Origin of the sequence: Streptomyces globisporus (genome assembly GCF_003501885.1) — a bacterium.
GTDB classification, from domain to species: domain Bacteria; phylum Actinomycetota; class Actinomycetes; order Streptomycetales; family Streptomycetaceae; genus Streptomyces; species Streptomyces globisporus_D.
Window position 1 is genome coordinate 14,878 of record NZ_QWFA01000016.1, and the last position, 24,693, is coordinate 39,570.

The 24,693-nt window shown below is 69.8% G+C and carries 3 protein-coding genes; 1 reads left to right on the top strand and 2 read right to left on the bottom strand.

Annotated elements, in window-relative coordinates; all coding sequences use genetic code 11:
• Positions 1–109: 109 nt before the first annotated feature.
• Both D3105_RS04875 and D3105_RS04880 read right to left on the bottom strand, forming a co-directional pair.
• The gene (locus tag D3105_RS04875; RefSeq protein WP_118900328.1) at positions 110–10,687 is read right to left on the bottom strand and encodes a non-ribosomal peptide synthetase; all 10,578 of its coding nucleotides are present in this window, start codon (positions 10,685–10,687) and stop codon (positions 110–112) included.
• Positions 10,684–24,438: an SDR family NAD(P)-dependent oxidoreductase gene (locus D3105_RS04880; protein WP_338103969.1), complete on the bottom strand. Its 13,755-nt coding sequence runs from the start codon at positions 24,436–24,438 to the stop codon at positions 10,684–10,686. The genes D3105_RS04875 and D3105_RS04880 overlap by 4 nt, the downstream gene beginning before the upstream one ends.
• On the opposite strand from D3105_RS04880, the gene D3105_RS35185 reads away from it, so the two are divergent.
• Entirely contained in the window at positions 24,340–24,594 is a 255-nt protein-coding gene (locus D3105_RS35185) for a hypothetical protein (protein WP_240646807.1), read from the top strand. The two genes, D3105_RS04880 and D3105_RS35185, sit on opposite strands and share 99 nt — an antisense overlap.
• The last annotated feature ends 99 nt before the right edge of the window (positions 24,595–24,693 follow it).

Genomic DNA, 24,693 nt, shown 5'->3' on the forward strand with positions numbered 1-24,693 from the left:
GTTTCGGGCGGTGGTCCTGTATCCCGCTCGGCGCGGCGGGTCGCTCGGGGAGGGGCCGGGCCGGACCCGGCCGGGCCCCTCCCCGATGTCGTCGACGTGATGTGCCGGTCTAGCCCTGGGTGTTGTCCAACGCTGCCCGGCGCAGCTGCGCGAGGCTCGCTCCGGGCTGCGTCACGATCTTCAGCAGCAAGCGCTCAAAGGTCCTGGCCATGGTCTCGACCGTCGTCCTGGTGAACAGGTCGGTGCTGTACTCCAGATAGCCGGCCAGGCCTGCGGGGGTTTCCCCGACGGTCAGGTTGAGGTCGAACTTCGCCACCTCCGTTTCGCCGGGCAGCGGCACGGAGGCCAGATCGGCGACGACCGTGTCGCCCTGGGATGCCGGGCCGGCCGGAGGTACGAGGTTGAACATGACCTGGAAGAGCGGAGAGTGGGCCGGGTCCGGCTTTGGTACGAGCTCTGCCGCCAGACGGGTGAACGGGACGTCCTTGCGTCGATGAGCGGCGGCGCTGACCAGCTGGGCCTGGGTCAGGAGCTCGTCGAATCCCTGGTCCGCGGTCACCTCCAGGCGCATCACCAGCAGGTTGACGAAGTACCCGACGAGTGGTTCGAGCTCGGGACGGGGACGGTTGGTCACCGGCGAACCGATAGCCAGTTCACGGTCGTGGCTGTACTCGCCGAGCAGAGTCGCGAAGGCCGACAGAAGCGTCATGTACAACGTGCCGCCGCGCTCCTGGCTGAAACGGCGGAGCTGTCCGAGTACCTCCGAAGGCACCGCCAGTTCGACCGAAGACCCCCGGTACGACTTGACCGCCGGCCGTTCGTAGTCGGTGTCCAGCGATATGCACGACGGTAGCCCGGCCAGCTGCGCGCGCCAGTAGGCCAGTTGCTGCTCGCGGGCCGCTTCGTTCACGGCACTCCGTTGCCAGCGCGCGAAGTCGGTGTACTGGACGGGGAGTTCAGGCAGCGACGGCTCCGTTCCCCGGCTCAGCGCCCGGTAGAACAGGTCGAGTTCGGACAGGTAGACGCCGGCCGACCATCCGTCGAAGATGCCCCAGGGCCGGGTCACCACGACGATGTGCTCGTACTCCGACAGCCGCAGGACGTGCACGCGCAGCATGTACCGGTCGTCCGGACGGAACGGCCGGGCCCGTTCGGCTCGGCGCCATTCGGTGACGGCGCTGTCGCCGCTCACGTCCGTGAAGGCGACCGTGAAGCCGGCGGCATCGTTCACCCGCTGAACGACGGCGGAATCGGCGTCGAGCACATAGCTCGTGCGCAGGATCGCATGACGCTCGACGAGCGCCGCGTGTGCTCGCGCGTACGCCTGGCGGTCCAGTCGGCCGATGATCCGCTGGGCCCACTGGACATTGTCGTACGACGTCCCCACGTGCTCGATCGGGTTGAGGAACCACAGTTCGCCCTGCTGGAAGGCGAGCGGGACGTCGGTGCCGTCGGCGGTACCGGGCAGCAACGGAACCTCGGGAGCTGCGGTGCTCAGGGGATCCGTCTCCAGGGCCTTGGCCATCTCGCCGATGGTCGCCCCGGCGAGCATCATCTGCAGGGACAGTTCCCTGCCGATCTCCTGCTTCACGCGGATCGTGAGCCGGGTCGCGAGCAGGGAGTGGCCACCGAGGTCGAAGAAGCCGTCCTGGAGGCCGACGCGATCCAGTTCGAGGACCTCTTGCACCAGTCGGCACAGGGCCACTTCCATGGGGCTCCGGGGCGCGTCGTAGCTCGCTCTGTGGACATCGGCCTCGTCCGGCGCCGGCAACGCCTTCTTGTCGACCTTGCCGTTGGGCGTGAGCGGCAACTCTTCGAGCGCCACGAACACATTGGGCACCATGTACTCGGGCACCTTGGTCGCCAGGTACTCCTTGAGGGTGCGGGTCAGCTCCCTGCCGGTCTCCGCGATCTGGGGCACGTTCGCCACGTGAGACCGGCGGTAGGGGGCGCGGGCCTGTGCGCGCGGCGGTTCCCCCTTGGCGAAGACCAGGTCGAGCCCGTCCAGCCGGTGCTGGGACCAGGTCATCGCGACGTGGTACCCCAGTTCCTCGGCGTACTGGAGCACGGCTTCGAGTTCCCGCACGCGCGCCGCCCCGTCGCGGGAGAGGCGGTGGTCGCCGGTGATCGGTTCCACCTGCCGCTGGGCGGGCCATCGGGCCAGGCCCTGGCTCACCAGCACGTCATCGGCGATCCTCGGGTTGGTCAGGCCACTCGCCCCGAATCGACGGTGCCGGCCATCGGTGAGGAGAGTCCGCAGTTCGTCCACGGTTCCGACGTCCAGCCACGGCAGGTCGTCCGGTTCGGCCGCGGCGCCCAGGGTCAGCACCACGTCGTAGCGATAGCTGAGCATCTCGTTGTCGCCCGTGCCACGCTTGACGGCGATGTCCACCGAGCCGATCCGGCCCAGCCTCTCGGGCAGCCGGACGAAGTACGAGGGGCTGAGCAGCAGTTCGGTCTCCTGCTGACGTCGGCGCTGCACCTCTCGGTCGAGCGTGCCCGCAGGTATCCGCGCGGACAGGCGGCTGCGCTCGACAGCGCACAGATGGGCGGAGTGGAGGTCGAGATTCCTCACATCGCCGAGCAGGATGCGTCCGCCGTCGGCGACGAGGGGCAGCAACCGCTCGATCACCTCCTCCAAGTAGAGCCGGTTGGGGAAGTACTGCACGACGGAGTTGATGACGACGGTGTCGAACTTCTCCGTGTCGGGCGGTACGGCGACCGAGCGGGCGTCACCCTGGGCGAGGGTCACATGCTTCCAGCCCCTGCGGTCGACGCCACGGCGGACACCGGCCAGGGCCGAGGCGGAAATGTCGAAGGCGTGCACCTCCTCGCAGGAGGCCGCGTAGCGGAAGAGCAGAAGCCCGGTACCGCAGCCGATCTCAAGGAGCCGCCTGGGGCGCAGTTCCTCGATGCTCCGGACCGTGCCGTCGATCCACTCGCGCATCTCCTCCTCGGGGATGCTCCCGCCGGTGTAACTGCTGTTCCATCCACTGATGTTGAGGTCGTCAGCGGCGTCGGTGTCCACGGTCCGGCTCGCTGCGGCCGGGTCCGGCTCGTCGGAGTACTGGTCCTCGAAGAGGTCCTGCCACTGCCGCAGGCGCTCGGTGTTCTGCTCCCTCGCGATGCCGTCCAGCCAGTTCGACGTCGGCCGGACGTAGGCGATCAGCTGCTTGGACTCGCCGGCCGACCGTGTGGTGACCACAGCGCTGTGCACCGACGGATGGGCGTGCAGCACCGCCTCGATCTCGCCGGGCTCGACTCGGTGCCCACGGACCTTGACCTGGTTGTCGATCCTGCCGTGGAACTCCAAGGTGCCGTCGGGCAGCCATCGCGCCATGTCGCCGGTGCGGTACAGCCGTGCACCGGCGTCGCCGGTGAAGGGGTCGCGGACGAACCGCTCGGCCGTCAGGTCCGGGGCATTGAGGTAGCCGCGTGCCACGCCGGCCCCGCCGAGGCACAGTTCACCCACCACCCCGCGCGGGACCGGTCGCAGGTTCCGGTCGAGCACATACGCGGTCGACTGGGGAATCGGCCTGCCGATCGGGATGGCCGCGCCCTCGGCGATGTCCCGCGGGATGACGTGGTGGGTGGCGGCGATGCTGTTCTCCGTGGGGCCGTACCCGTTGACCACGGTCAGGCCGGGGTGTTCCGCGTACAGTCGACGGACGTCCCCGGCCGAGAAGGTGTCACCCACGACGGCCAGGTAGCGCAGCGGCAGATCCCGGCCGGCCGCGGAGTCCACGAACGCCGGCAGGAAGGCGGACGACAGCAGCATCTTGCTGACGCCGGTCCGCTCGACGCAGTCCAGAAGCTGTCCGGGGTCCTTCGAGTCGCCGTCGTGCAGGACCAGGCGACCGCCGGATACCAGCGGGGTGAGCACCTCCAGCGAGCCGGCGTCGAACGAGATCGATGAGTGGTGCAGTACCACGGTGTTCTCGTCGGCGGAGAAGAACTCCCGGTTGCACACGAGCCGGACCACACCGCGGTGCTCCATCAGTACGCCCTTGGGCCGGCCTGTGGACCCGGAGGTGAAGATGGTGCACGCGAGATGGTCGGGCATCAGGCCGATCTCCGCCCGGGACAGGTCGTGTTCCGGCTGAACGGCCAGCACCTGGGTGGCGGGCCCGGTCCCGTCCTCGGCGCGCTCGCCGGTGTCCAGGTGAATCACCTGGGGGCGTCCGCCGTCGGCCGGGCTGCCGAGGAGAGAGTCCGGCAGCTGGGACTGGCCGAGGATGAGGTCGACGCCCGACGCCTCGCGGAGAGCACGGATGCGTTCGCTGGGGTAGTCGGGATCGATGGGGACATAGGCCCCGCCTGCCTTGAGAATGCCGAGCAGGCCGATCACCGTCTCCGGCGAGCGCCGGACGGACAGTCCGACGAGGGTGTCGGGCCCCACCCCCTGACTGCGAAGGTAGTGCGCCACGCGGTTGGCCCGGGCGTTCGTCTGCGCATAGGTCAGCCGCTCGTCCCCGTGCTCGACGGCGACCGCTTGAGGCCGCGCCCTGACCTGCTCCTCGAACAGATCGGGCAGACACCGGTCGTCGGGGTAGGGCGTGGCCGTGTCGTTCCACTCGATCAGCAGGCGGTCGCGTTCGGCCGGGGGCACGATGTCGATGTCGAGCGCCGGGGTGCCCGCTCCGTCGTCCAGAGCAAGGGCGGCCAGCATCCCCGACAGCGCCGCCTCCACGTAGTCGAGCACGGCATCCGGCGACAGGGCCTCGTCGACCTGGGCGTTCAGGGACAGCTGGGTTCCGGTGTCGTCGACCGACACGCCGACCGGGTAATTGGTCCGGTCCAGCCACCCGAGCTGAACGAGGCCCAGGCTCTCCAGGCTCACCGCGGGGTCCTGGCCGCTCCGGGGCTCGACGTAGCGGTAGTTGATCAGGGAGCTGAACAGCGTGGCGTCGCTGTCGAGTCCGCTGCACCCCTGGGCGAGGGTCAGGGCGTTCTGCTCATGGCTGATCAGATTCCTCAGGCCGGCCTCGACCTCGGTGATGAGGTCCTGGACGCTCCGGTCGCGCAACCGCACCCGTAGGGGGAGGGAGTTGATGAAGTTGCCGAGCATGCGCTCGATGTCGGGAACACCCTGGAGCCGTCCGGACAGGACGGTGCCGAAGACCACGTCGTCGCGCCCGCTGCTGGCCGCGGTCACCAGCGCCCACGCGGCGTGGAAGAGCGTGGCCGGGCTGATGTGCAGACGCTGGGCCTGTTCGCGCAACTCGTTCGTCAGCTCGGCCGGGAGCGGGCGGTGCACATGGCGGGTTCGGCCGGCGTCACCGTGCACATCGACGAGTTGGAACGGCGTGGTCGGTTCCGTGACGTCCCCCAGCTCCGCACGGAAGAACGTCTCCGCGTCGTCGGACGCGAGCTGGTGCAGGGTGTGGCTGACGAAGTCGCGGTAGGCGGCGGGCGGGGCCAGCCGGTCCTGGAGGCCGGCCATATGGTTGGCCAGCTCGTCGAAGATGAGCCGCAGCGAGGTGGCGTCCTCGATGAGATGGTGCACGCTGAGCAGCAGGAAGTGACCATCGGAGTGCGGATCGGCGGCGACCACCAGCCGCAGCAGCGGCGCGCGGTCCAGAGGGATGCCGCCGGGCTCGGTCAGCCAGGCGCGGGCCTGCCGCTCGGGGTCCTCGCCGATCTCCAGGGTGCGCCGCTCCACTTCGAGGGGTACCTGGCGCAGGACGACCTGCACCGCCTCCGCCAGCCCCTCGGTGATCACGGCGGTGCGCATGACGTCGTGCCGGTCCATCAGCGCCTGGACGGCGGCGACGAAGTCGTCACAGACCTCCTGGTCCGGGGCGCGGAACAGGATGGGGATGACGTACGGGTCCTTCTCCGGGTCCATCAGGTGATGGAAGAGGATCCCTTCCTGGGACGGCACGAGCGGATAGATGTCCTGCACATTGGGGGCGCCGCCGGACACCTGGCCCACGATGGAGTCGATCTCGCGCTGGGTGAGGCGGACCAGCGGCAGCATGTCCGGGGTGATGCGCTCACACAGTGGAGGCACGAGATTGGCCGGGACCTCGTGGTGCGGGACGGTGGAGGACTCACCGCGGTCCATCCGGGCCGCGAGGGTGGCCAGGGTCGGGCTGTCGAAGACGCCGCGCACGGTGGCGTGGAGTCCGCGTTCCTTGAGCCGCGCGATCAGAAGGGCGATCAGAAGCGAGTGCCCGCCCAGTTCGAAGAAGTTGTCGTCCGCGCCGATGCCGGTTTCATCGAGCCCCAGCAGGTCCGCCCAGGCGGCGGCGACGATCCGTTCGGTGGGTGTGCTCAGTGCCGTGCGGGGGCCTTGGGCGTAGGCGTCGGCTCCCGGCGCCGGCAGGGCCTTGCGGTCGAGCTTGCCGTTGCCGGTGACCGGCAGCTGATCCAGCACGACGTAGGCGCTGGGGACCATGTACTCGGGCAGAGTCCGCCGCAGATGGCGGACCACTTCGGCGCGCGGGACCGCGCCCCGGGGCGTCCCGTCGGGACCCTCGGCCCCTCCGTCCGGCACGACATAGGCCACCAACTGCTTCTCGCCGGGCTGGTCCGCCCGTGCCAGGACGGCGCAGGAGCCGACAGCGGGATGTTCGGCGAGGCGTGCCTCGATCTCACCGAGCTCGATGCGGAAGCCCCTGATCTTGACCTGGTCGTCATTGCGGCCCAGGTACTCCAGTGAGCCGTCCGGCAGCCACCGCGCCAGGTCGCCGGTCCGGTACATGCGCGCCCCGGGTTCACCACAGAAGTCGTCCTCGACGAAACGTTCCGCCGTCAGCTCCGGGCGGTTCACGTACCCCCGTGCCACACCCGCGCCGCCGATGTACAGCTCGCCCACCGCCCCGACCGGTACGGGTCGGCGGTGCCGGTCCAGGACATAGGTCCGCAGATCGGGGATCCGGACACCGATCGGGCTCCCCGGCCGCTCTACGTCCGCCGGCGACAGCGGCCGATACGTCACGTGCACCGTCGTCTCGGTGATCCCGTACATGTTGACCAGCTCGACCGACCGGTTGACCGCGCGTCCCATCCACGGCTTCAGCGACGTCACATCCAGCGCCTCGCCGCCGAACACCACCAGCCGCAAGCTGTGGGGCTCCGCGTCCTCCCCCTGTGCCGCGATCAACTGCCGGAACGCGCTGGGCGTCTGGTTCAGCACCGTCACCCCGGACGTGCGCAGGAGCCGGTGGAACGCGTCCTGATCGCGCGTCGTCTCCTGCGGCACGATCACCAGCCGACCGCCGTACAACAGCGCGCCCCACATCTCCCACACGGAGAAGTCGAAGGCGAAGGAGTGGAACAGTGTCCACACGTCGTGCTCGTCGAAACCGAACCACGGGGCAGTGGAGGTGAACAGGCGTGTCACATTGCGGTGTTCGACCACGACGCCCTTCGGCACCCCCGTCGAGCCCGACGTGTAGATCACATACGCCGCGTCCGTCTCCGACGCTCCCGACCCCGGCAGATCCTCCGCGGCGAGCTCCGACCACAGGGCCGCGTCCGCCGCGATATCCACGACGGGGGCGGACGGCGCCCTCAGCTCCGTGGGCAGTCCGCCCTCCGTCACGACCACACCCGGGTCGCTGTCCTTCAGCACGAACGCGAGCCTCTCGGCCGGCGAGGCCGGGTCCAGAGGCACATAGGCACCGCCGGCCTTCAACACCGCCAGCACGCACACCACCAGCTGCTCACTGCGCGGCAGACACAGGGCGACCAGGACTTCGGGCCCCACTCCCATGCCGCGCAGATGCCGTGCCAGGCGATTCGCGCGGGCGTTCAGTTCACCGTACGAGACGGTACGTCCCTCGTACTCCAGGGCCACCGCACCCGGTGTCCCCGCGGCCACCTTCTCGAACCTCTCGTGCACACGGCCGGGGGTGCGCTCCAGAGCCGGGACGGTGTTCCACTCCTGGAGCACCGTGCGCCGCTCGGCTGCGTCGAGGGCGTCGACCCGGGAGATCCGCTCGTGCGGTTCGGCGACGAGGGCGCGCAGCAGGGCCGCGTAGTTGCGTGCCAGCAGCCGTACGGATTCGCGGTCGAACATGCCGGTGTCGTACGTGACGGCGCCCACCAGTCCGTCTGCCGTCTCGCGCAGGTTGAGCGAGAGGTCCGAACCGGCCGGCGCGAAGTCGAACTCGGTACGGGAGAAGCTCAGGTTTCCCGCCCGTGCACAGCCGTCGGTCTCCGGTCCCCGAAGGGCGAACGCCACCCGGAAGGCGGGCGGGTGGCCGGGCCCGCGCCGCAGGCCGAGCGCGGTCACCACGTCTTCGAAGGGCACGTCGCGATAGCCGTGCGCCTGGCGGACGACCTCCTTCATCCTCCCGAGCAGTTCGGCGAAGGTCGGGTCGCCGGAGAGGTCGGCGCGCATGACCAGTGTGTTGGCGAGCGGGCCGATGAGGCCCTCGGACCCGGGGCTGTCCCGGTGGGCGTCGGTGGTGCCGATGGTGATGTCCACCAGCTCGCTGTATCGGTGCAGCAGCACCGCGTAGGCCGAGAGCAGTACCGTGTGAAGTGTGTCGTGACGGTCGGCGCAGAGTGCTCTGAGCCGTCCCAGGAGGTCCTGCGGCAGGTGGAGCCACTCGTACGCCTCCTGGTCCGTCCTGTTCACGGGCCGGGACCGGTCGGTCGGCAGGGGCACGTGGGGATCGATCCCGTCGAGCTGCTTCTTCCAGTAGCCGATCTCCCGGGCGCGGGCCTCCTGGGACAGCTTCCGGCCCTGCTCATGGGCGTAGTCCGTGTACTGGAGGGGCAGCGGTTCGAGGGTCGGGGGCCGGCCCTCGCCGTACGCGGCGTAGAGAGCGACCGTCTCGCGGAAGAAGACGTCGAGCGACCCTGCGTCGGACACCCGGTGGTGCAGAGTGACGAGCAGGATGTGCTCGTGCGCCGAGATGCGCAGAAGGCTGACCCGGATCGGAGCTTCCCGGGCGGGGTCGAAGGGGGCGGCGGCCTCCTTCTCGTACACCGAACGCAGCCGGCCCAGGTCGGTCAGCTCCGCCTCGTGGAGGGTGAGTTCCGCGTGATCGCCCATGACCTCGTGAGGGACGCCGTCCCGCTCGACGACACGCGTCCGCAGGATGTCGTGGCGCTGGACAAGGGTCTTTAGGGCCCGCAGGAGAGCCGCACGATCGAGGGGGCCCTCCAGCCGGATCGCCATAGCGCTGTTGCGGCGGGCGCTGTCGCCGTCCTGCCGGGCCGGGAGCGAACCGCCGGGCCGGGACAGGCGCGTCAGGGCAGGGGGCTCGAACCGCTCCGGCAAGGGAAGGTCCGTCAGGGCCTTCCCTGCTTCGTCGCACACAGCCGCCAGGACGCGGACCAGATGCTCCGCAAGCCTCTCGACGAAGCTCCGGCTGTACAGCTCGGGCTGGTACGTCCAGTACAGGGTGAGGGCTTCCCCGCTGTTCCACACCTCCAGCGACAGTTCGTACTCGCCCTCCTGGTGCAGCTCGTCGACGAGCCGGTAGGGCCGGTGGGGGCCCTCGATGCCATCGAGCACGTCCTGGTAGACGAACGCCGTCTGGAAGAGCAGAGAGCGGCCGGGGGAGGCCTCCGAGGCCAACTCCCGGACCAGCGCCGAGAGAGGAAGGCTGTGCAGCATGTCGTCGGCGACGTTCCGCTGGGTGCCGACGACCAGCTCAGCGAACGACGACGATGCCGGAACCGTCACACGGACCGGCACCATGTTGACCAACGGGCCCATGGTGTCGGCAAGTTTTTCACTGCGGCGCTCGTTCACCGCGATGCCGACGACCACTTCGTCCTGGTCGGCGTACGAGGCCAGAGCCGCCGTGTAGGCGGTGAGCAGCGCGGAGGAGAGGAAGACGCGCTGTTCGTCCGCGAGTTGCCTGATCCGCGCGACGAGCTCCGCGGGCACCCGGCAGATGTGGGTGGCGCCGGCGAACGGCTCCTCCACCTCCTGGTGCGGACGGTCGGTGGGCAGGCCGAGAACGGGCAGCGGCCCGGCGAGCCGGTCGCGCCAGTACGGCAGGAGTGCGCGGCTCCGTTCCGGCAGCGTGCGCCGTTCCTCGTCCACGAAGTCGTGGAACTCCGCACTGCCCGCGACACGGTCGGTCGGCGCCGGACGGCGTCCGGCCACCAGGGCCTCGTACGCCTCGAACAGCGAGTTCATCAGCAGCGTCGCAGAGTTGCCGTCGAAGATGACGTGATGAACGGTGATCAGGACGATCGACTCGTTCAGCGGACGGTCGAACACCCTGACCCGGAAAAGACTCTCCGCGTCGTGCGCCGAAGTGGCGTCCATGGCGAACGGGCGCTTGCTCTCACGCCGGATGACGTCCAGCGCCTCCGCGTCGTCCGAGGCACCCGTCAGGTCCACGCGAGCGAAGTCGGGTTCCCGAGCGGGGTCGATCGACTGCTGGGGCGTGTTCCCCTCCCGGTGGATCACGGTGCTGAGCACCGGGTGTCGTGCGACCAGAGCCCGGCACGCCTCCTGGAAGACCGACGGGTCCAGGTCCATGACACGGAAGCACAGAGGCACGTTGTATGCGGCCATGTCCGGGTACGCCCGCTGGAGTCCCCATAAGCCGGCCTGTGCGTCCGAGAGCGGGTAGGCCCGGGCAGCGGTGCCGGGCGGAACCTGCGGCTTGGGCATCTGACGCTGCAACGCGCGCAGCCGGTCGGCGACCTCACTGTCGCTGATCCCGCCCGCCTGGTACTCCGCGATGAGGGCGTCGATCCTGTGCTTCACTTTTCGTTCCTGTCTGTGTCGAGGAGCGCGATGGCGTCTTCCAGGGGCAGCTCACCGGTGTGCAGGTCTCCCAGAACCGCCAGGACCTCCGCCCGCACGCTCTCGGCGTGTTCGGAACGGGGCGGTTCCTCGGCCGTGACGGCAACCAGGCGGGCCAGCGCGGCCGAGCGCCGGGCGGTCAGATGGGCCGCCACCTCCGCGATGGTGGTGTGCTCGAAGAGCACGCTGGGCAGAAACGCCGGGTCGACGGTCGCGGTCAGTTCTTCCGTGAGGCCGACGGCGCCCAGTGAGGTCAGCCCCAGCTCGATCAGGCCGGTGTGCAGGCCGATCTCATCGGCCGCCCGTCCCAGACGTGCGGCGACCAGCTGCCGCAGAAAGCCTCGCGCCCTCTCTTCGGGCGAGAACCGCGAGCCTGCCGGCTCCGATGTCCCCGGCTCTGTGGGCAGTGGCTCGCTCTCCGGTACGTACCGCCAGTGGAGGGCGCCGAGGCGCGGCTGTCCGGAGACCGAGGTGCCGGGAGCGGCTGATGGCCCGGGCTCGGGAGTGACGCTCTCACCGGGTGCCCCCACCCAGTGCGGCCGCCTGGCGAACGGATACGTGGGCAGGTGCAGCCGACGCGGCGTCGTCTCCGCGTACAGGGGACGCCAGTCCACGGCGTACCCCCCGGTCCAGAGCTCGGCGATCTTGTCCCAGGCACCCTGGGCCGCCCAACGGGCGACCAGTTCCGTGCGCAGGTCGTCCTCGTCGAGCAACCGCGACTCCGGAACCTGTCCTCCCTCCCGGCTCCGCCACACGTTGCCGACGCCGGAATCGGTACCGCGCGCGAGGGCGCCAAGGGCGTCCTTCACCTCGTCCAGGTCGTACGCGAGGATCACCGCGCGCTCCGCCAACGCCACACGGCCCGTCTGGAGGGTGTGGGCCAGCGCCGACGCGTCCACCGCCATGCCGTCCTTCGACTCCAGGAAGCGCAGCAGCTTCTCGGCGTAGGCACGGAGGCGTTCGCCGTCCGTCGCGGACAGCGGTACGAGCACGGGTCCCGGTGCGCCGTTTCCGTACCCCGGCACGCCGGCCTTCCGAGGCGCTTCCTCCAGGAGGACGTGGGCGTTGGCGCCCGTGGCGCCGAAGGCGCTCACCCCGGCCCGACGCGGCGCCGCCGCCGGCCCGGTCACGTCCACCGTCCACTCCTCCAGATCGGTCTGGAGGCGGAACGGCGAGTCGTCCAGGTCGAGGTACGGGTTGGGCCGCTCCGCGCGCACCATGGGGGTCAGTGTCGCGTGGTGGAGCTGGAGCGTTGCCTTCGTGAGAGCGCTGATCCCGGCGGCAGCCTCCGCATGGCCGATGGCGGATTTGACCGAGCCGAGCGCGCAGAACCGCTTGGCGTCCGTTCGCTCCTCGAACACCTTGCGCAGCGCCTGGATCTCGATCAGGTCGCCGATCTCCGTGCCCGTGCCGTGGGCTTCGAGGTAGCCGAGCGAGGCGGGGTCGATCCCGGCGCGGTCCAGGCAATCCTCGATGAGGGCCGCCTGTGCGGCCACTGACGGAGTCCGCAGTCCGGGGGTCCTGCCGGAGTGGTTGACCGCGGTTCCCTTGATGACCGCGTAGATGTCGTCGCCGTCCGCGATGGCCGAGCTCAGCGGCTTGAGGAGCACAGCCCCCACGGCCTCGGCCGGAACGTAGCCGTCGGCACCGGCGCCGAACGACCGGGCGGGCGTGTCGCTCGCGAGCAGCTCCAGCGCTCCGTACGCACGGTACTTGGCCGGGTGCAGTGAGAGGTTCACGCCGCCCGCGAGTGCGGCGTGGCATTCGCCGCGCCGCAGGCTCTCCACGGCCAGGTGCAGGGCGCTGAGCGAGGAGGCGCAGACCGTGTCGACGGCCATGGAGGGGCCGTTGAAGTCGCAGAAGTGCGAGACCCGGTGAGCGATGGACGCGGAGTTGAGCGACAGCGGGGCGGGCCCCACCCCGTCGGCGGCGTCGTGCTGCACCAGGACGTAGTCCTTGTGCATGACCCCGACAAAGACGCCGACCGCTCTGCGCGGTCCGCGGACCGTGGTCCCGGTGAGGCCGGCCGGGGTGTACCCGGCGTCCTCGATGGCCTCCCAGCACACCTCCAGGAACATCCGTTCCTGCGGGTCGAGCTGGGCGGCCTCGTCCGCCGGAACACCGAAGAAGTCGGCATCGAAGCAGTCGACATCGTCAAGGAACCCGCCCCACGAGGCCATCGTCCGCCCGGACGGGGTGCGCTTCCCCCGGAAGGTGTCACGGGGCCAGCGGTTCTCGGGAACCTCGGTGACACAGTCGCGTCCCGCCTTCAGGTTCTCCCAGAACTCGGTGACATCGCCCGCCTTCGGGTACCGGCCTCCGAGCCCGACGATGGCGATGTCTCCCGGACCGGTTTCCCGGGCCGGTGCGGCGGATCGCTCGGCGACCTGAGCACCGGGCACGGACGGTTCGTCGTGAACCGCCCGTCCGGGCGACGGGTCCGGCGCCTCCACGGCCGGGACGGCCGGGCCGTGGAGCTCCACGATGTGGGCGGCCAGCCCGGCCACTGTCGGGTGTTCGAACAGCGACGTCGGTGACAGCTTCGCGCCCAGCCGCGACCCGATCTCCGATGCCATCTGCAGCAGGGTGGCCGAGTCCAGACCTAGCTCGTAGTAGCTCGTGTGGGTGTCGACCTGCTCCGCCGGAACCCCGATCCGGGCGGCGACGACCGAGGCGACGACTCCAGCCGTCTCCCCGGCCGAGACCACGTCGGCATGGGCTTGTGCGCCGCCCGCGGGCGGGGCGGGTTCGACCGGTGCCTCGCCGAAGCGCACGGGGTCGATGTGTCGGGTGTCCCTCACCGCCTTCGTGACAAGGTTCCTCAGCTCGCCGGTCCTGCGCCCCTCGGAGTCGAAGAACTCCATGGCCAGGGTGAACAGTTCGTCCCGATGTGTGACCGAGTCACGCCGTACTCGCGTGTAGCAGGAACGCCCCAGCCGCGCGCCGGCCCGGAAGGGACCGTAGTGGATCGGGAGGAACAGGCGCCGGTCGCCGCTCTCCGAGTCGTCGTCGGCCCTCACCTCGCGGAGCGCCATCCCGCTCGCGGCCACGGCACTGCCGTCGATGAGGGCGGGATGGAACAGCCGATGCGGGCCGTCGTCCGCCGCGCGCTCGTCGAGGGCCACTCGCAGCCAGACGTCCTCGGGCGTGACGTAGGCCGCGCCGACCGTCTTCATGAGGTTCGAGTGGACGAGTCCGTCGGCACGGAAGGCCCGATAGACCTCTTCCAGGTCGCGGGACCGCCCGTCGTCGGCGCGCAGCACTTCCAGTACCTCGGCCGGGATCTTCGTGGCGTCGACGGCGGCGCGTCCCGTCCGCCGCATCTCGGCCGTGATGTACGGCAACGGAGCCGGTTCGGAGCCGTGGGACGCCACAGCGGTCACGGTGATCCGCCAGCTCGCCGCCCCGTCGGCACGGGCCTCGACCTGGATGTCCACCGCACGGCCGGCATCCACGGACAGCGGTCGGTAGATCGTCAGCTCCTGGAGAGTCAGCTCGGTGTACGGCACATCGGGGGCGAACTCCTCGAAGCAGCCGTACAGCAGGTCGATCCACGCCAGCCCGGGCAGCAGGCGTCGGCCGTGGACGCGGTGACCGTCGACCACCGCGTCCCCTGCGTCGATGTGCCGGGTCAGCACCAGCGGCTGTGCGACACCGCCGAGAGAGATGCCTGTCCGTTGGTCGCGGCGCTCGAGTCCGGGAAGCGGCACCGGGCCGCGCAGCCCGGGGCGGCCACGTCCGAGGACCACGTGCGCGTTCGTACCGCCGTCGGCGAAGCTGCTCAGCGAGGCGTAGCGCAGGTCCACCGGCGCGTAGGCCCGGGGGAAGGCCAGATGCTCGGGGTCGATCGTGTGGTGCTCCATGGGTTCTTCGCCGGACAGGAACGGCACCGTCCGCTGGTGGTGCAGCATGAGAACGACCTTGATGAACGCCGCGATGCCTTCGGCGCACAGCGGGTGGCCGATGTTGGGCTTCATCGAGCCGAGGCCCAGCGGAGAGGTCCGGTGCTCGCAGTAGACCGCCTCGATGGCCTTGAGTTCGAGGAGGTCGGTTATCTCGGAGCCCGAACCATTGACGTCCAGGTGTCCGACCTCGTTCGGCCGGACACCCGCCCGCCGCAGCGCTTCGCCCATGACCTGCTTCTGCGCTGCCAGGTTCGGGGTCGCGGGCCCGGCGGTGCGGCCGTCGTTGTTGAGAGCCATGCCCTCGATCACGGCGTAGACCGTGTCGCCGTCCCGCTCGGCCCGGTCCAGTGGCTTGAGGACGACGACGCCGGCGCCCTCCCCCAGGACGACACCGTCGGCACGGCGGTCGAAGACGTGGAACTCCCCGTTCTCACGCAGCAGTCCGCGGCGGCGGAACAGCTCGTGGGCAAAGGTGTCCGTCAGCAGACTGACGCCCGCCACCAGCGCCAGGTCGGCCGAGCCCGTCGCCAGCGCGTCGGAGGCCGTCCGCATCGCCACCAGGGAGGAGGAGCACGCCGTGTCGATGACCATGGCGGGACCGTGCCAGTTGAAGAACTGGGAGACGTTGGCCGCGAGGTAGTTCTGTCCGACCGTCATGATCGGGTTGCGGGCCCCGTCCACGAGTGCGTCGTCCGTCCGGTGGGAACCACGTGCACCGACGTACACACCCGTGCGGGTGCCCTCCAGCTCCTGGGGGCGGTAGCCGGCGTGGTGGAGCGCCTTCAGACTCTCCTCGAGCAGCACCAGTGCCTGCGGATCCATGGCGCGGACGTCCTCGGGACGCAGCTTGAAGTATCCGCCGTCGAAGCCGAAGACATCGTCGACCAGTCCTGCGTGGGCACCGTCCGGGAGCGTCCAACGGCTGTCGGGAACCTCGCGGATGGCCGAGCGGCCCTGGCTGAGCAGCTCCCAGTAGGAGTCGATGTCCGGGGCGCCGGGCAGCCGGGCGGCCATGCCGATGACGGCGACGGCCTTGTCACGCCCGTGGCCACCACCCGCGGTCGCCGCGGGCCGCTCGGACGGCCTGGCAGGGTGTGAGGAGTCGGCGGACGGTGTGTCCCGCGCGTTGGCCATCGCCGCGCCCTCGGCCTCGGCCGGTTGCGGCTCAGCTCCGAACCGTGCAGCGACCACCGCGGGGTCCGCGCTCAGCAACCGCGCCGCGAGTTCGCTCAGGGTCGGGTACTCGAGCAGGGTCGCGGGGTCGAGGGTGATGTCCAGGTGCTGCTGGATCCGCTGGAGGAACTGGGCGAGCAGGACGGAGTCGGCCCCGTAGTCCGCGTACGCGGTGTCCTCGTCCAGCTTCCCCGGTTCGAGCCCGAGCTGGCCTTCGAGAGTACTGCTGAGGAAGGCGACGAGCCTTCCCCGCGTCTCTCCGTCGTTCCGCGACGGCTCGGGCGTCACGGGGGCGGCGGGCGCGGGCGTCACCACCTCACCGGTCCGTGCCGCGCCCGCCGGCCGGCGGGCGTCGAGGAGCGAACCGGGTTCAAAGCGGCCGGCGTCGACGCGGACCGGCATGACGACGGGGCCGCGCGGCGTGGTGAGGATGTCGTCAAGGAACATCGTGCCTTCGTCATCCGTGATGCTGAGCAGCCCGGTGTCGGTGTATGCCTGGCTTCTGACCTCACCGAAGCCGGTCTCGCGCCAGCTCGGCCACTGGATGCTCGTCATCGGCAGGTCCGCGCCATACGCCTGTGCGAAGTAGTCCATGAACGCGTTGCCCATCGCGTAGTCGCTCTGGCCGACACCCAGTGCGGGGATCGCGGCGGCGACCGAGGAGAACAGGAGGACGAATTTCAGCGCCCGCCGGTCCAGAGCGGCAAGCAGATTCCTGGTGCCGTCGATCTTCGGTGAGACGACCCGGGCGATGTCATCGACGGGCTTGCGGACGAACGCGGGGTTGCGTGTGTCGACCAGGCCCGCGGCATGGATGACCCCGGTGATCCGTCCGAGCGTCGACTCGACCGTCGCTATACCGGCGATGACCTCGTCGGCGCGGTCCAGAGGCAGCGCGAGGACTCGTACCTCGACACCCGCCGCCTCCAGCTCCAGGACTGCGGCGATCTTGTCGCGTACCGAGGGCGGGCAGGCGTCGGGGGTGGCCCACAGATGGCGTGGAGGCAGCGGCTCCCGGCCTGTGAGGACCAGTCGCCGTACGCCGTAGTGGTCGACCAAGTGCCTGGCGCACAGCAGCCCGAGGCCGCGTGTGCCTCCGGTCACCAGGAGGACCTCGTCGGGAGCGAAGACCGGCCGGGCCGTCCGCGCCGCTCGCACTGCCGCCTCGGCCAGTACGGGGGTCAGGCGGACTCCGGCGCGGTAGCAGACCTCCACGTCACCGGCGTCGTCCGTGAGCTCGCGATGGATGACAGCCGCGTCCTCGGCATCGCTGCGCACGGCGGGGTCCAGGTCGACGTGGCGCGAGGTGAGACCCCGGTACTCGCTGCCGAGCATCCGGTGGAGCGCCGCCCGCGCTCCGGCAGCGGGGTTCACCTGGTGACCGGCATACTCCCGGCCGTGGGTGTCCGGTGATTCCAGGCCACGCGTCACGAACAGCAGGCGGATGTCACGGGACGCCTTGTCCTCAAGGGCGCTCTGCAGGAGGGACACCGCGACACGACCGGACGCCTCGGGTTCGGCGAGCGAGTCGGTGCCCGCGTCGTCGGCTATTCCGGTGAGATCGATCCAGGCGGTACAGGTTCCGATGTGGCGTTCGAGGACCGCCTGGGCGTCGGGGGCGGATGTGTCCAGCAGCGTGGCGTCGTCGAACCGCTGCGCAAGTTCCCCGGCGAGCCCCGTCGTCGCCCCGTTGTGCAGGACGATGACGGAGAAGTGCCGTGTCCGTCCGGCGCCCGGCACAGTCTCCTGCCACCGCTTGGTCAGGAACAGCGTCGTACCGGACCCGGTCCGGCGCTCCGGCCCGGCCTCCGTCCGCGGCGTTCCCGCCGGGGCGGCCGGGGGTGTGGGAGCGGCCGAGGCAGCCGGGGCCAACTCGGGTACCCAGTGCCGGTCACGGGCGAAGGGATAGGTCGGCGCACTGATCCTGCGGGGCATGGGGCCCGTGCGGGCGTACAGTTCGCGCCAGTCCGGTGCCGCACCGCGCGACCACAGTTCGGCGAGCCTGTCCAGACCGCCGTGCTCCATCGGTCCATCGGCGGGCGCCGCTGCCGGCATCGGCGGCAACGTGGCGTTGCCCTTGCCCTGTTTGGCATGGCCCCGGTACAGCCCATCGACGGACTCGTCACCCGCTACATACCGCTCCAGCTTCTCGGCGAGCGTCCGGAAGGAGTCCGCGACGACACCGAGGCGCTCCGTCATGGCCTCGCGCCCGCTCTGAAGCGTGTAGGCAAGGTCCGCTGGAGTGGTCCTCCGCCTGGTCACGGCGGTCTCCGACTCCTTTTCGCGTGCGAACCGCAGAAGTTCACCCGCGTACGCCCGCAGGCGATCCTCGCTCTTGGCGGAGAGCGTGAACAGCAGGGGCTCGTGCGCGACCACGGCCGGTTCCGGACGCCGGTCCACGTACTCGGCCACTACCAGATGGGCGTTGGACCCACCGGCGCCGAACGACGAGACTCCGGCGATCCGGGGGTGGGTACGCCCGTCCAGCACGGGCCGTTCCCAGTTCCGCAGCTCCTGGTTGACGACGAACGGCGTACGGGTGAAGTCGATGTTCGGGTTCAACGTCGCGGAGTGCAGTGAAGGGGCGATCTGGCCATGCTCCATCTGGAGCAGCACCTTGGTGAGCCCGGCGATCCCGGCCGCGCTCTCACAGTGGCCGATGTTGGACTTGGCCGAACCGAGGTAGCAGAACTGGCTGTCGCCCTCCTCGGTACCACCGGCGGCAGTCCTGAACGCTTGGGTCAGCCCGGTGACCTCGATGGGGTCGCCGAGAGTGGTTCCGGTGCCATGCGCCTCGACGTAACTGACGGTCCTGGGATCGACCTCGGCCTCGCGCAGCGCACTGTGGATCGCGGCCTGCTGAGCACGGGGGTTGGGCACGGTGTAGCCATTCGTGCGCCCGCCGTGCGACATGGCGCTGCCCTTGATCACCCCGTAGATGTGGTCGCCGTCGCGCTCCGCGTCGTGCAGCGGCTTCAACAGGGCGACACCCACGCCCTCGCCGGGGATGTAGCCGTCCCCACCGATGCCGAAGCTATTGCAGTGCCCCTTGCTGGAGATGAACTGCCCAGCGCTGAGGGCCAGATACTTGTTCGGGTGCACGGTCACGTTCACACCGCCGGCGAACGCCAGCTTGGTACGGCCCTGGCGCAGATCACGGCAGGCCAGATCCACCGCGGTGAGCGAGCCGGAGCACATGGTGTCCACGGTCATGCTGGGCCCGTGCAGGTTCATCACGAAGGAGACGCGGTTGGCGATGCTCGCGTAATTGCTGCCGAGCGGACTGGGGTTCCCTCCTGCGGACCCGGCATCCGGGAACAGCAGCTGGTACTGCCCCCACATCACACTCGCGTAGACACCGATCTGGCCCTCGCCGGCCTCGTGGTCCGTACGCCGCAGCCGCTCGCGCGTGTACCCGGCGTCCTCCATCGCTGTCCAGGCGTGTTCCAGGAACAGCCGCTCCTGAGGATCCAGGTGCTTGGCCTCACTCGGCGATATGTTGAAGAACAGCGGATCGAAGCGGTCGACCTCGGCGATGAATCCGCCCCACCGGCTGTAGTGGCGGCCGGGCACCGTGCGATCGCCGGAGTAGTACGCACGCCAGTCCCACCGGTCTTCGGGAACCTCGACGACGCAGTCGCGCCCCTCTCGCAGGTTCTGCCAGTACTCGCGCAGGTCACGGGATTCGGGATAGCGCCCGGACAGACCGATGATCGCGATGTCCAGCGCGGTGGACGAGCCCCGTGCGGGAACAGGCACGGGCACGGACACCCTGGTGTCCTCGGCGGCCTTCTCCGCCTCGGATGCCACGACGGGCAGCACGACGCCCACGGCGGCGGGGGCCGCCACGGAGGCGGGGGTGACGGCCGACCCCTCGGACGGCGCGAACATCGCGTCCAGCGAGGACCGGTGCTGCGCGATGAAGTATGCCCCCAGCTCCGCGAGGGTGTGGTATTCGAACAGCAAGGTCTTGGAAAGCGAGCCGAACGACCTCTCCAACACGGCGGTCAGCTCGGTCGCCAGTATCGAGTCCATACCGTAGGAGCCGAGCGGCTCGTCCACGTCGATGTCGCTCGCCGGCATCTCGGTGACCCGCGAGAACTTCTCCTGGAGGAAGGCCATGGTCCGTGCTTCCAGGCCGCGATCATCGCGCTCGGGCACGCGCTCAGGCTCGCGTCCGTCACCGTTGGATCCACGCGGCACGCCGGCGGCCGATGCCTGCCAGTCCTGGTCGAGCTCCAGGAGGGCGCGCATGCGCTCCGCCTCCCCCGCCGCCACGACCACGCGGGGCTCGCCGCTGTCGAGAGCCCGGTGGAAGGCCCGAATGCCGTCCTCGGTCGTCATGGGGAGCAGCCCACTGCGCACGCGCAGGGCGCGCTGGGTGGCCGCGTCGGTGCCCATGCCACCGCTCTGCCACAGCGGCCAGCCGATGGCGACCGTACGGCCGCTGCGCCGACCCGCCTCGACGAGTGCTCCGCGATGCCGCGCGAACTCGTCGAGGAAGGCGTTGGCGACGGCGTAGTCGCCCTGTCCCACACTGCCGGTCGCGCCCACGATGGAAGAGAACAGCACGAAGAAGTCCAGTTCCGTGCCCTTGGTCGCCCGGTCCAGACTGTGGCACCCGGCGAGCTTCGGCGTCAGCACGCGACGGAACTCCGCTACGGGCTTCTTCACCAGGAAGCTGTCGTGGATCACGCCCGCGGAGTGGATGACACCGTGCAGCCCGCCGTGGCGCCGCGTCAGTTCGGCGACGAGTTCCTCGGTCGCGCGCTCGTCGGAGGCGTCCAGGGAGTGGTACTCGGCTTTCGCGCCCAGGGCACGCAGGGATGCCAGCCCCGTCTCCTGGGCCGGACCGTGGAAGGACCGGCCGGTCAGGCAGATCACCGCGTCCTTCACCCGGCGGGCGATCTCCTCGGCGAAGATCAACCCCAGGCCGCCGGCACCACCGGTGATGAGGTAGACACCTCCGGTGCGCCACGGTGCCGGCCGCGCCGCCGCCTCGGCGAGTGGTTCCCAGCCGAGGACCCTGCGACGGCCGTCCCCGTAGCTGATCTGCCGGTCCTCCGGCGCGCGACTGTCCTCCTCCAGCCTCTCGATCAGGTACGAGGCAGGGGAGTCGGCGGGTACCGCGAGAACCTGTCCGACGAAAGCCGGGTTCTCCAGCTGAGCCGTCCTCAGCAGTCCGGAAAGGGCCTGGTGCAGGGCCGACTCGCCGTGCGAGGGCGTCAGGACCTGAAGGAGCACCGAGCCCTCGGACCTGTCGAGCAGGAGGCCCTTGAACACACGGAGCAGCTCCAGCGCCTGGGTCGTGACGGCCTCGGCTCCCGGTGCGGCGGTGGCGATGTCCTCGGGCGGCTCCAGGAAGGTGAGGTGAGGTGCGCGTGTGCGCAGGTCCTCCAGCCGATCCTCGAAGCCGCAGGCGAGAACCAGGCGCAGCGTGCGCCCCCGGCCCGCGCCCGGTGACGGCGCGCCGGAGGTATCGGTCGGCTTCTCCCTCCATACCGGCTGGAACAGCGTCACCTCCTCCGCGGCCGCGGTTCTGGATGATTCCGTGGTCTTCCGCATGGAGTAGCCCCGTAGAGTCGCGAAGATGTTGCCCTGCTCGTCGCAGAGGTCGAGGTCCCACCGCCGTACCGGGCTCGCTGGACCGGGAACCTCACGGATCCATGCGTAGGCCGACGCAGGAGTGGCGCCGAAGACTTCCAGACGGTCGAGCGCAAAGGGCAGGGATGTGTTCCAGGGCCCGTTCCCCCGGGCCGCCCGGGCCTCGGAGGCCAGCGTCGCCTGAAGCGCGCCGTCGAGCATGCTGGGGTGCAGAACGAAGTCCTGTCGGGTGTCCGCCACGGCGTCCGGGAGTACGAGGGAGGCCAACAACTCACCGTCGCCCAGTCGGATGTCGCGGAGGGTCCGGTGTGTATCGCCGTAGTCCAGTCCGGCCTCGTGCAATGTCTCGTAGTACTCCTCGACGGTGAAATCAGCCCTCTCCGTACGAGACTTGAGCGCCGCGATGTCCAGCAGCGGCGGCGGGGCCGCCGCACGCCCGCGCGATCCCCTGCCCCGTGAATGGATCACGTGCGTTCCCGCAGAGGTCTGGCCGGTGCTCACCTCGTAGGTCACCCGCTGGTCAGCGCTGTTCCCCTCGCGCTCGGGGGCAGCCTCTTCCCGCGTCAGAACTGTGCGTACCGTGCGGTCCTCGGCACCGACGACGATGGGCCGCGCCCATACGACGTTCTCCAGACACAGCGTCGCGTTCGGATCGTCCGTTCCTGGCAGCGTGCGGTCGACGGCTGCGCGCGCCATCTCAAGGTAGGCGACCGCGGGCAGCACGTGCTTGCCCCTCACCTTGTGGTCGCGCAGAAAGAAGTCGCAGGCTCCGAACTCGGATTCGAAGGCGAGGTGGCCCGCACCGGGGTTCACCGGCGAGGAGCCGGACTCGCGCGGGAGCAGCGGATGCCTCCTGCGCTCGCGGGTCCCGTCGGCGTCGGCCGTTTCGAGGTCGAGCCAGTAGGGCTTCCTGGCGAAGGCGTAGGCGGGCAGCGGCACGCGCCGCGGCCGTGCGACGCCTGCGTAGAGCCGGTCCCAGTCCACCTCCTCGCCCCGAACCCAGGCGACCGCCAACTGTTCGGCGTCGGCGGCCGTGGTGACGGCCGGAGCCCTCTCGCCCTTCCTCCATGCTCGCCTACGGCCGCGCAGGACGGTGGGCGGCAGCGGAACGGCACGTGATGCGGCGCCCTCCAGGAGTGACGCGAGCGAAGCCACGTCCGTCGGCATCAGGCACAGCCGCTCGGTCAGCGCCTCCCGGCCCACCTGGGTCGTGTACGCCAGGTCCATGAGGTCGGCGTCGGTGAGCGGGCGGCCGGCGGCCCCCTCGGATCGCAGATGGGCCAGGAGGAGCTCCGCCTGCGTGGCGAGTTGGGCTTCGCTCTCCGCCGAGAGGACGACCACGGGCCTGGGGCCGCCGGTGAGCGGGGCGGGCTCCCCGTCCTCGGCGGTCCTCAGTCGGTGTCCGACGGCCGGAGGCTCGGCGACGATGACATGGGCGTTACTGCCGCCCGATCCGAAACTGCTGACTCCGGCAAGGCGTATCGGCCGGTTGCCGGGGTCCCAGTCGCTGAGCCGGTCCACCACGGAGAAGGGCGTGCCGTCCAGGGCGATCTGAGGGTTGCGCCGCGTGTAGTGCAGTGTGGCGGGCAGCTTTCCGTGCCGGATGGACAGCACGGTCTTGACCAGTCCGGTGATGCCCGCGGCTGCTTCCAGGTGGCCCAGGTTCGTCTTGACGGATCCGATGGCACAGGGCGCGACGCTGCCGGCGAAGGCCCGGGTCAGACCCTGGAGCTCGATCGGATCGCCGAGTGGGGTGCCGGTGCCGTGCGCCTCGACGTAGCTGATGTCGGACGGGGTCACCCGGGCGTCGGCCAGCGCCGCCTCGACCAGGCTCGCCTGCATGGCGGCGCTGGGTACGGTCAGCCCGCCTGCCTGGCCACCGTGGTTGGTGGCGCTCCCCTTGAGGACCGCGTACACGTGGTCGCCTTCGGCGAGTGCCGTGGCCAGCGGCTTGAGCAGCAGGACGGCACCGCCCTCGGAGCGCACGTAGCCGTTGGCCGACTCGTCGAACGTCTTGCAGAGACCGTCCGGCGACAACATGCCCGCCCGGTGATAGGCGATGCTGTTAGCGGGATGGCACAGGACGTTGACACCGCCGACCAGGGCTGTCTCGCACTCCCCCGAGCGCAGCGCGCGCACGGCGGTGTGAACAGCCACCAGAGAGCTGGAGCACGCCGTGTCCAGCTGGGCACTCGGGCCGCGCAGGTCGAAGAAGTACGAGACGCGATTGGCGATCACGGCCATGGCCGTGGCCGCTCCGCTCTGCGCGCGCGGGATGATGCGCTCGGTGTCCAACACTCGCTGGTAGTCCGAACCGCTGGCGCCGACGAACACTCCCATCGGTGCTCCCGCGACCTTGCTCGGTGGATATCCCGCGTCCTCCAGACAGGCCCAGGACAGTTCCAGCATCCATCGCTGTTGCGGGTCCATGAGGTGTGCTTCGCGCGGGGTGATACGGAACAGGGCCGCGTCGAAGCGCCTTGCGTCGGTGACGAAGCCGCCGCGGTCGATGCCCGGGTGTGTGCTCGGACCGATCCCGTCGGGCCACCGCCAACGGCCTTCGGGCAGCGTCCCGACCGCGCTGCCGCCCCCTTCGAGGAGCCGCCAGAAACTGGTGGCGTCCTCGATGCCGCCGGGTAGCCGGCAGGCCATGCCGATGATCGCGATATCGCGGGAGTCTTCGTCGCCTTGCGCTGCACCACGCTCTTCACCTGGCCCTGCCGCGGGGGCGGGGAGCGCGGTGGCGGACTGGATCGGTGGGGATTCCTCATCCCTCAGGCCGTCAAGATGGCCGACGATCCGGGCGCCTGTGTTGTGCTCGAAGAAGAAGAGTGGTTCGACGGATATTCCGTACCGACTCTGGATCTTCTCCTGCAGGTCCAGGAGGCTCGCAGAGTCAAATCCCAGCTCGAAAAGCGGACTCTCTAATAAATGCTGGACTTCTTCACAGACCTGGCCGCCGAGTATGTCACGAAAGAACTCATGCATATCGTCGGCCAGCTGATCCGCCGCAGGGATGTCCGAAACCATGCCGGAGGCGTCCTGAAGAATTTCCTGGATCCGTTTCGCACGGTGCGGCAGATCGTATGCGACAAGGACACCGTTACCACCGTTGACGAGATCAGCGGGCCGATACCCCGGTACGAGGTGCCGGATGTGCGCCCCGTGCAGCTGATGCATACGTAAAACGGTGTCCAGACAGCGCCCCTGCGCATTGGTGGCCCGTATGTAAGCCCGGAGTTCCATGTCCGGGTATCGCCCGAAATCCCGGCAGCGAGTGACCCC

Coding starts and splice junctions, on each gene's coding strand:
- D3105_RS35185 (WP_240646807.1), top strand. CDS start 24,340: ATGCTGGACTTCTTCACAGACCTGGCCGCCGAGTATGTCACGAAAGAA.
- D3105_RS04880 (WP_338103969.1), bottom strand. CDS start 24,438: ATGGTTTCGGACATCCCTGCGGCGGATCAGCTGGCCGACGATATGCAT.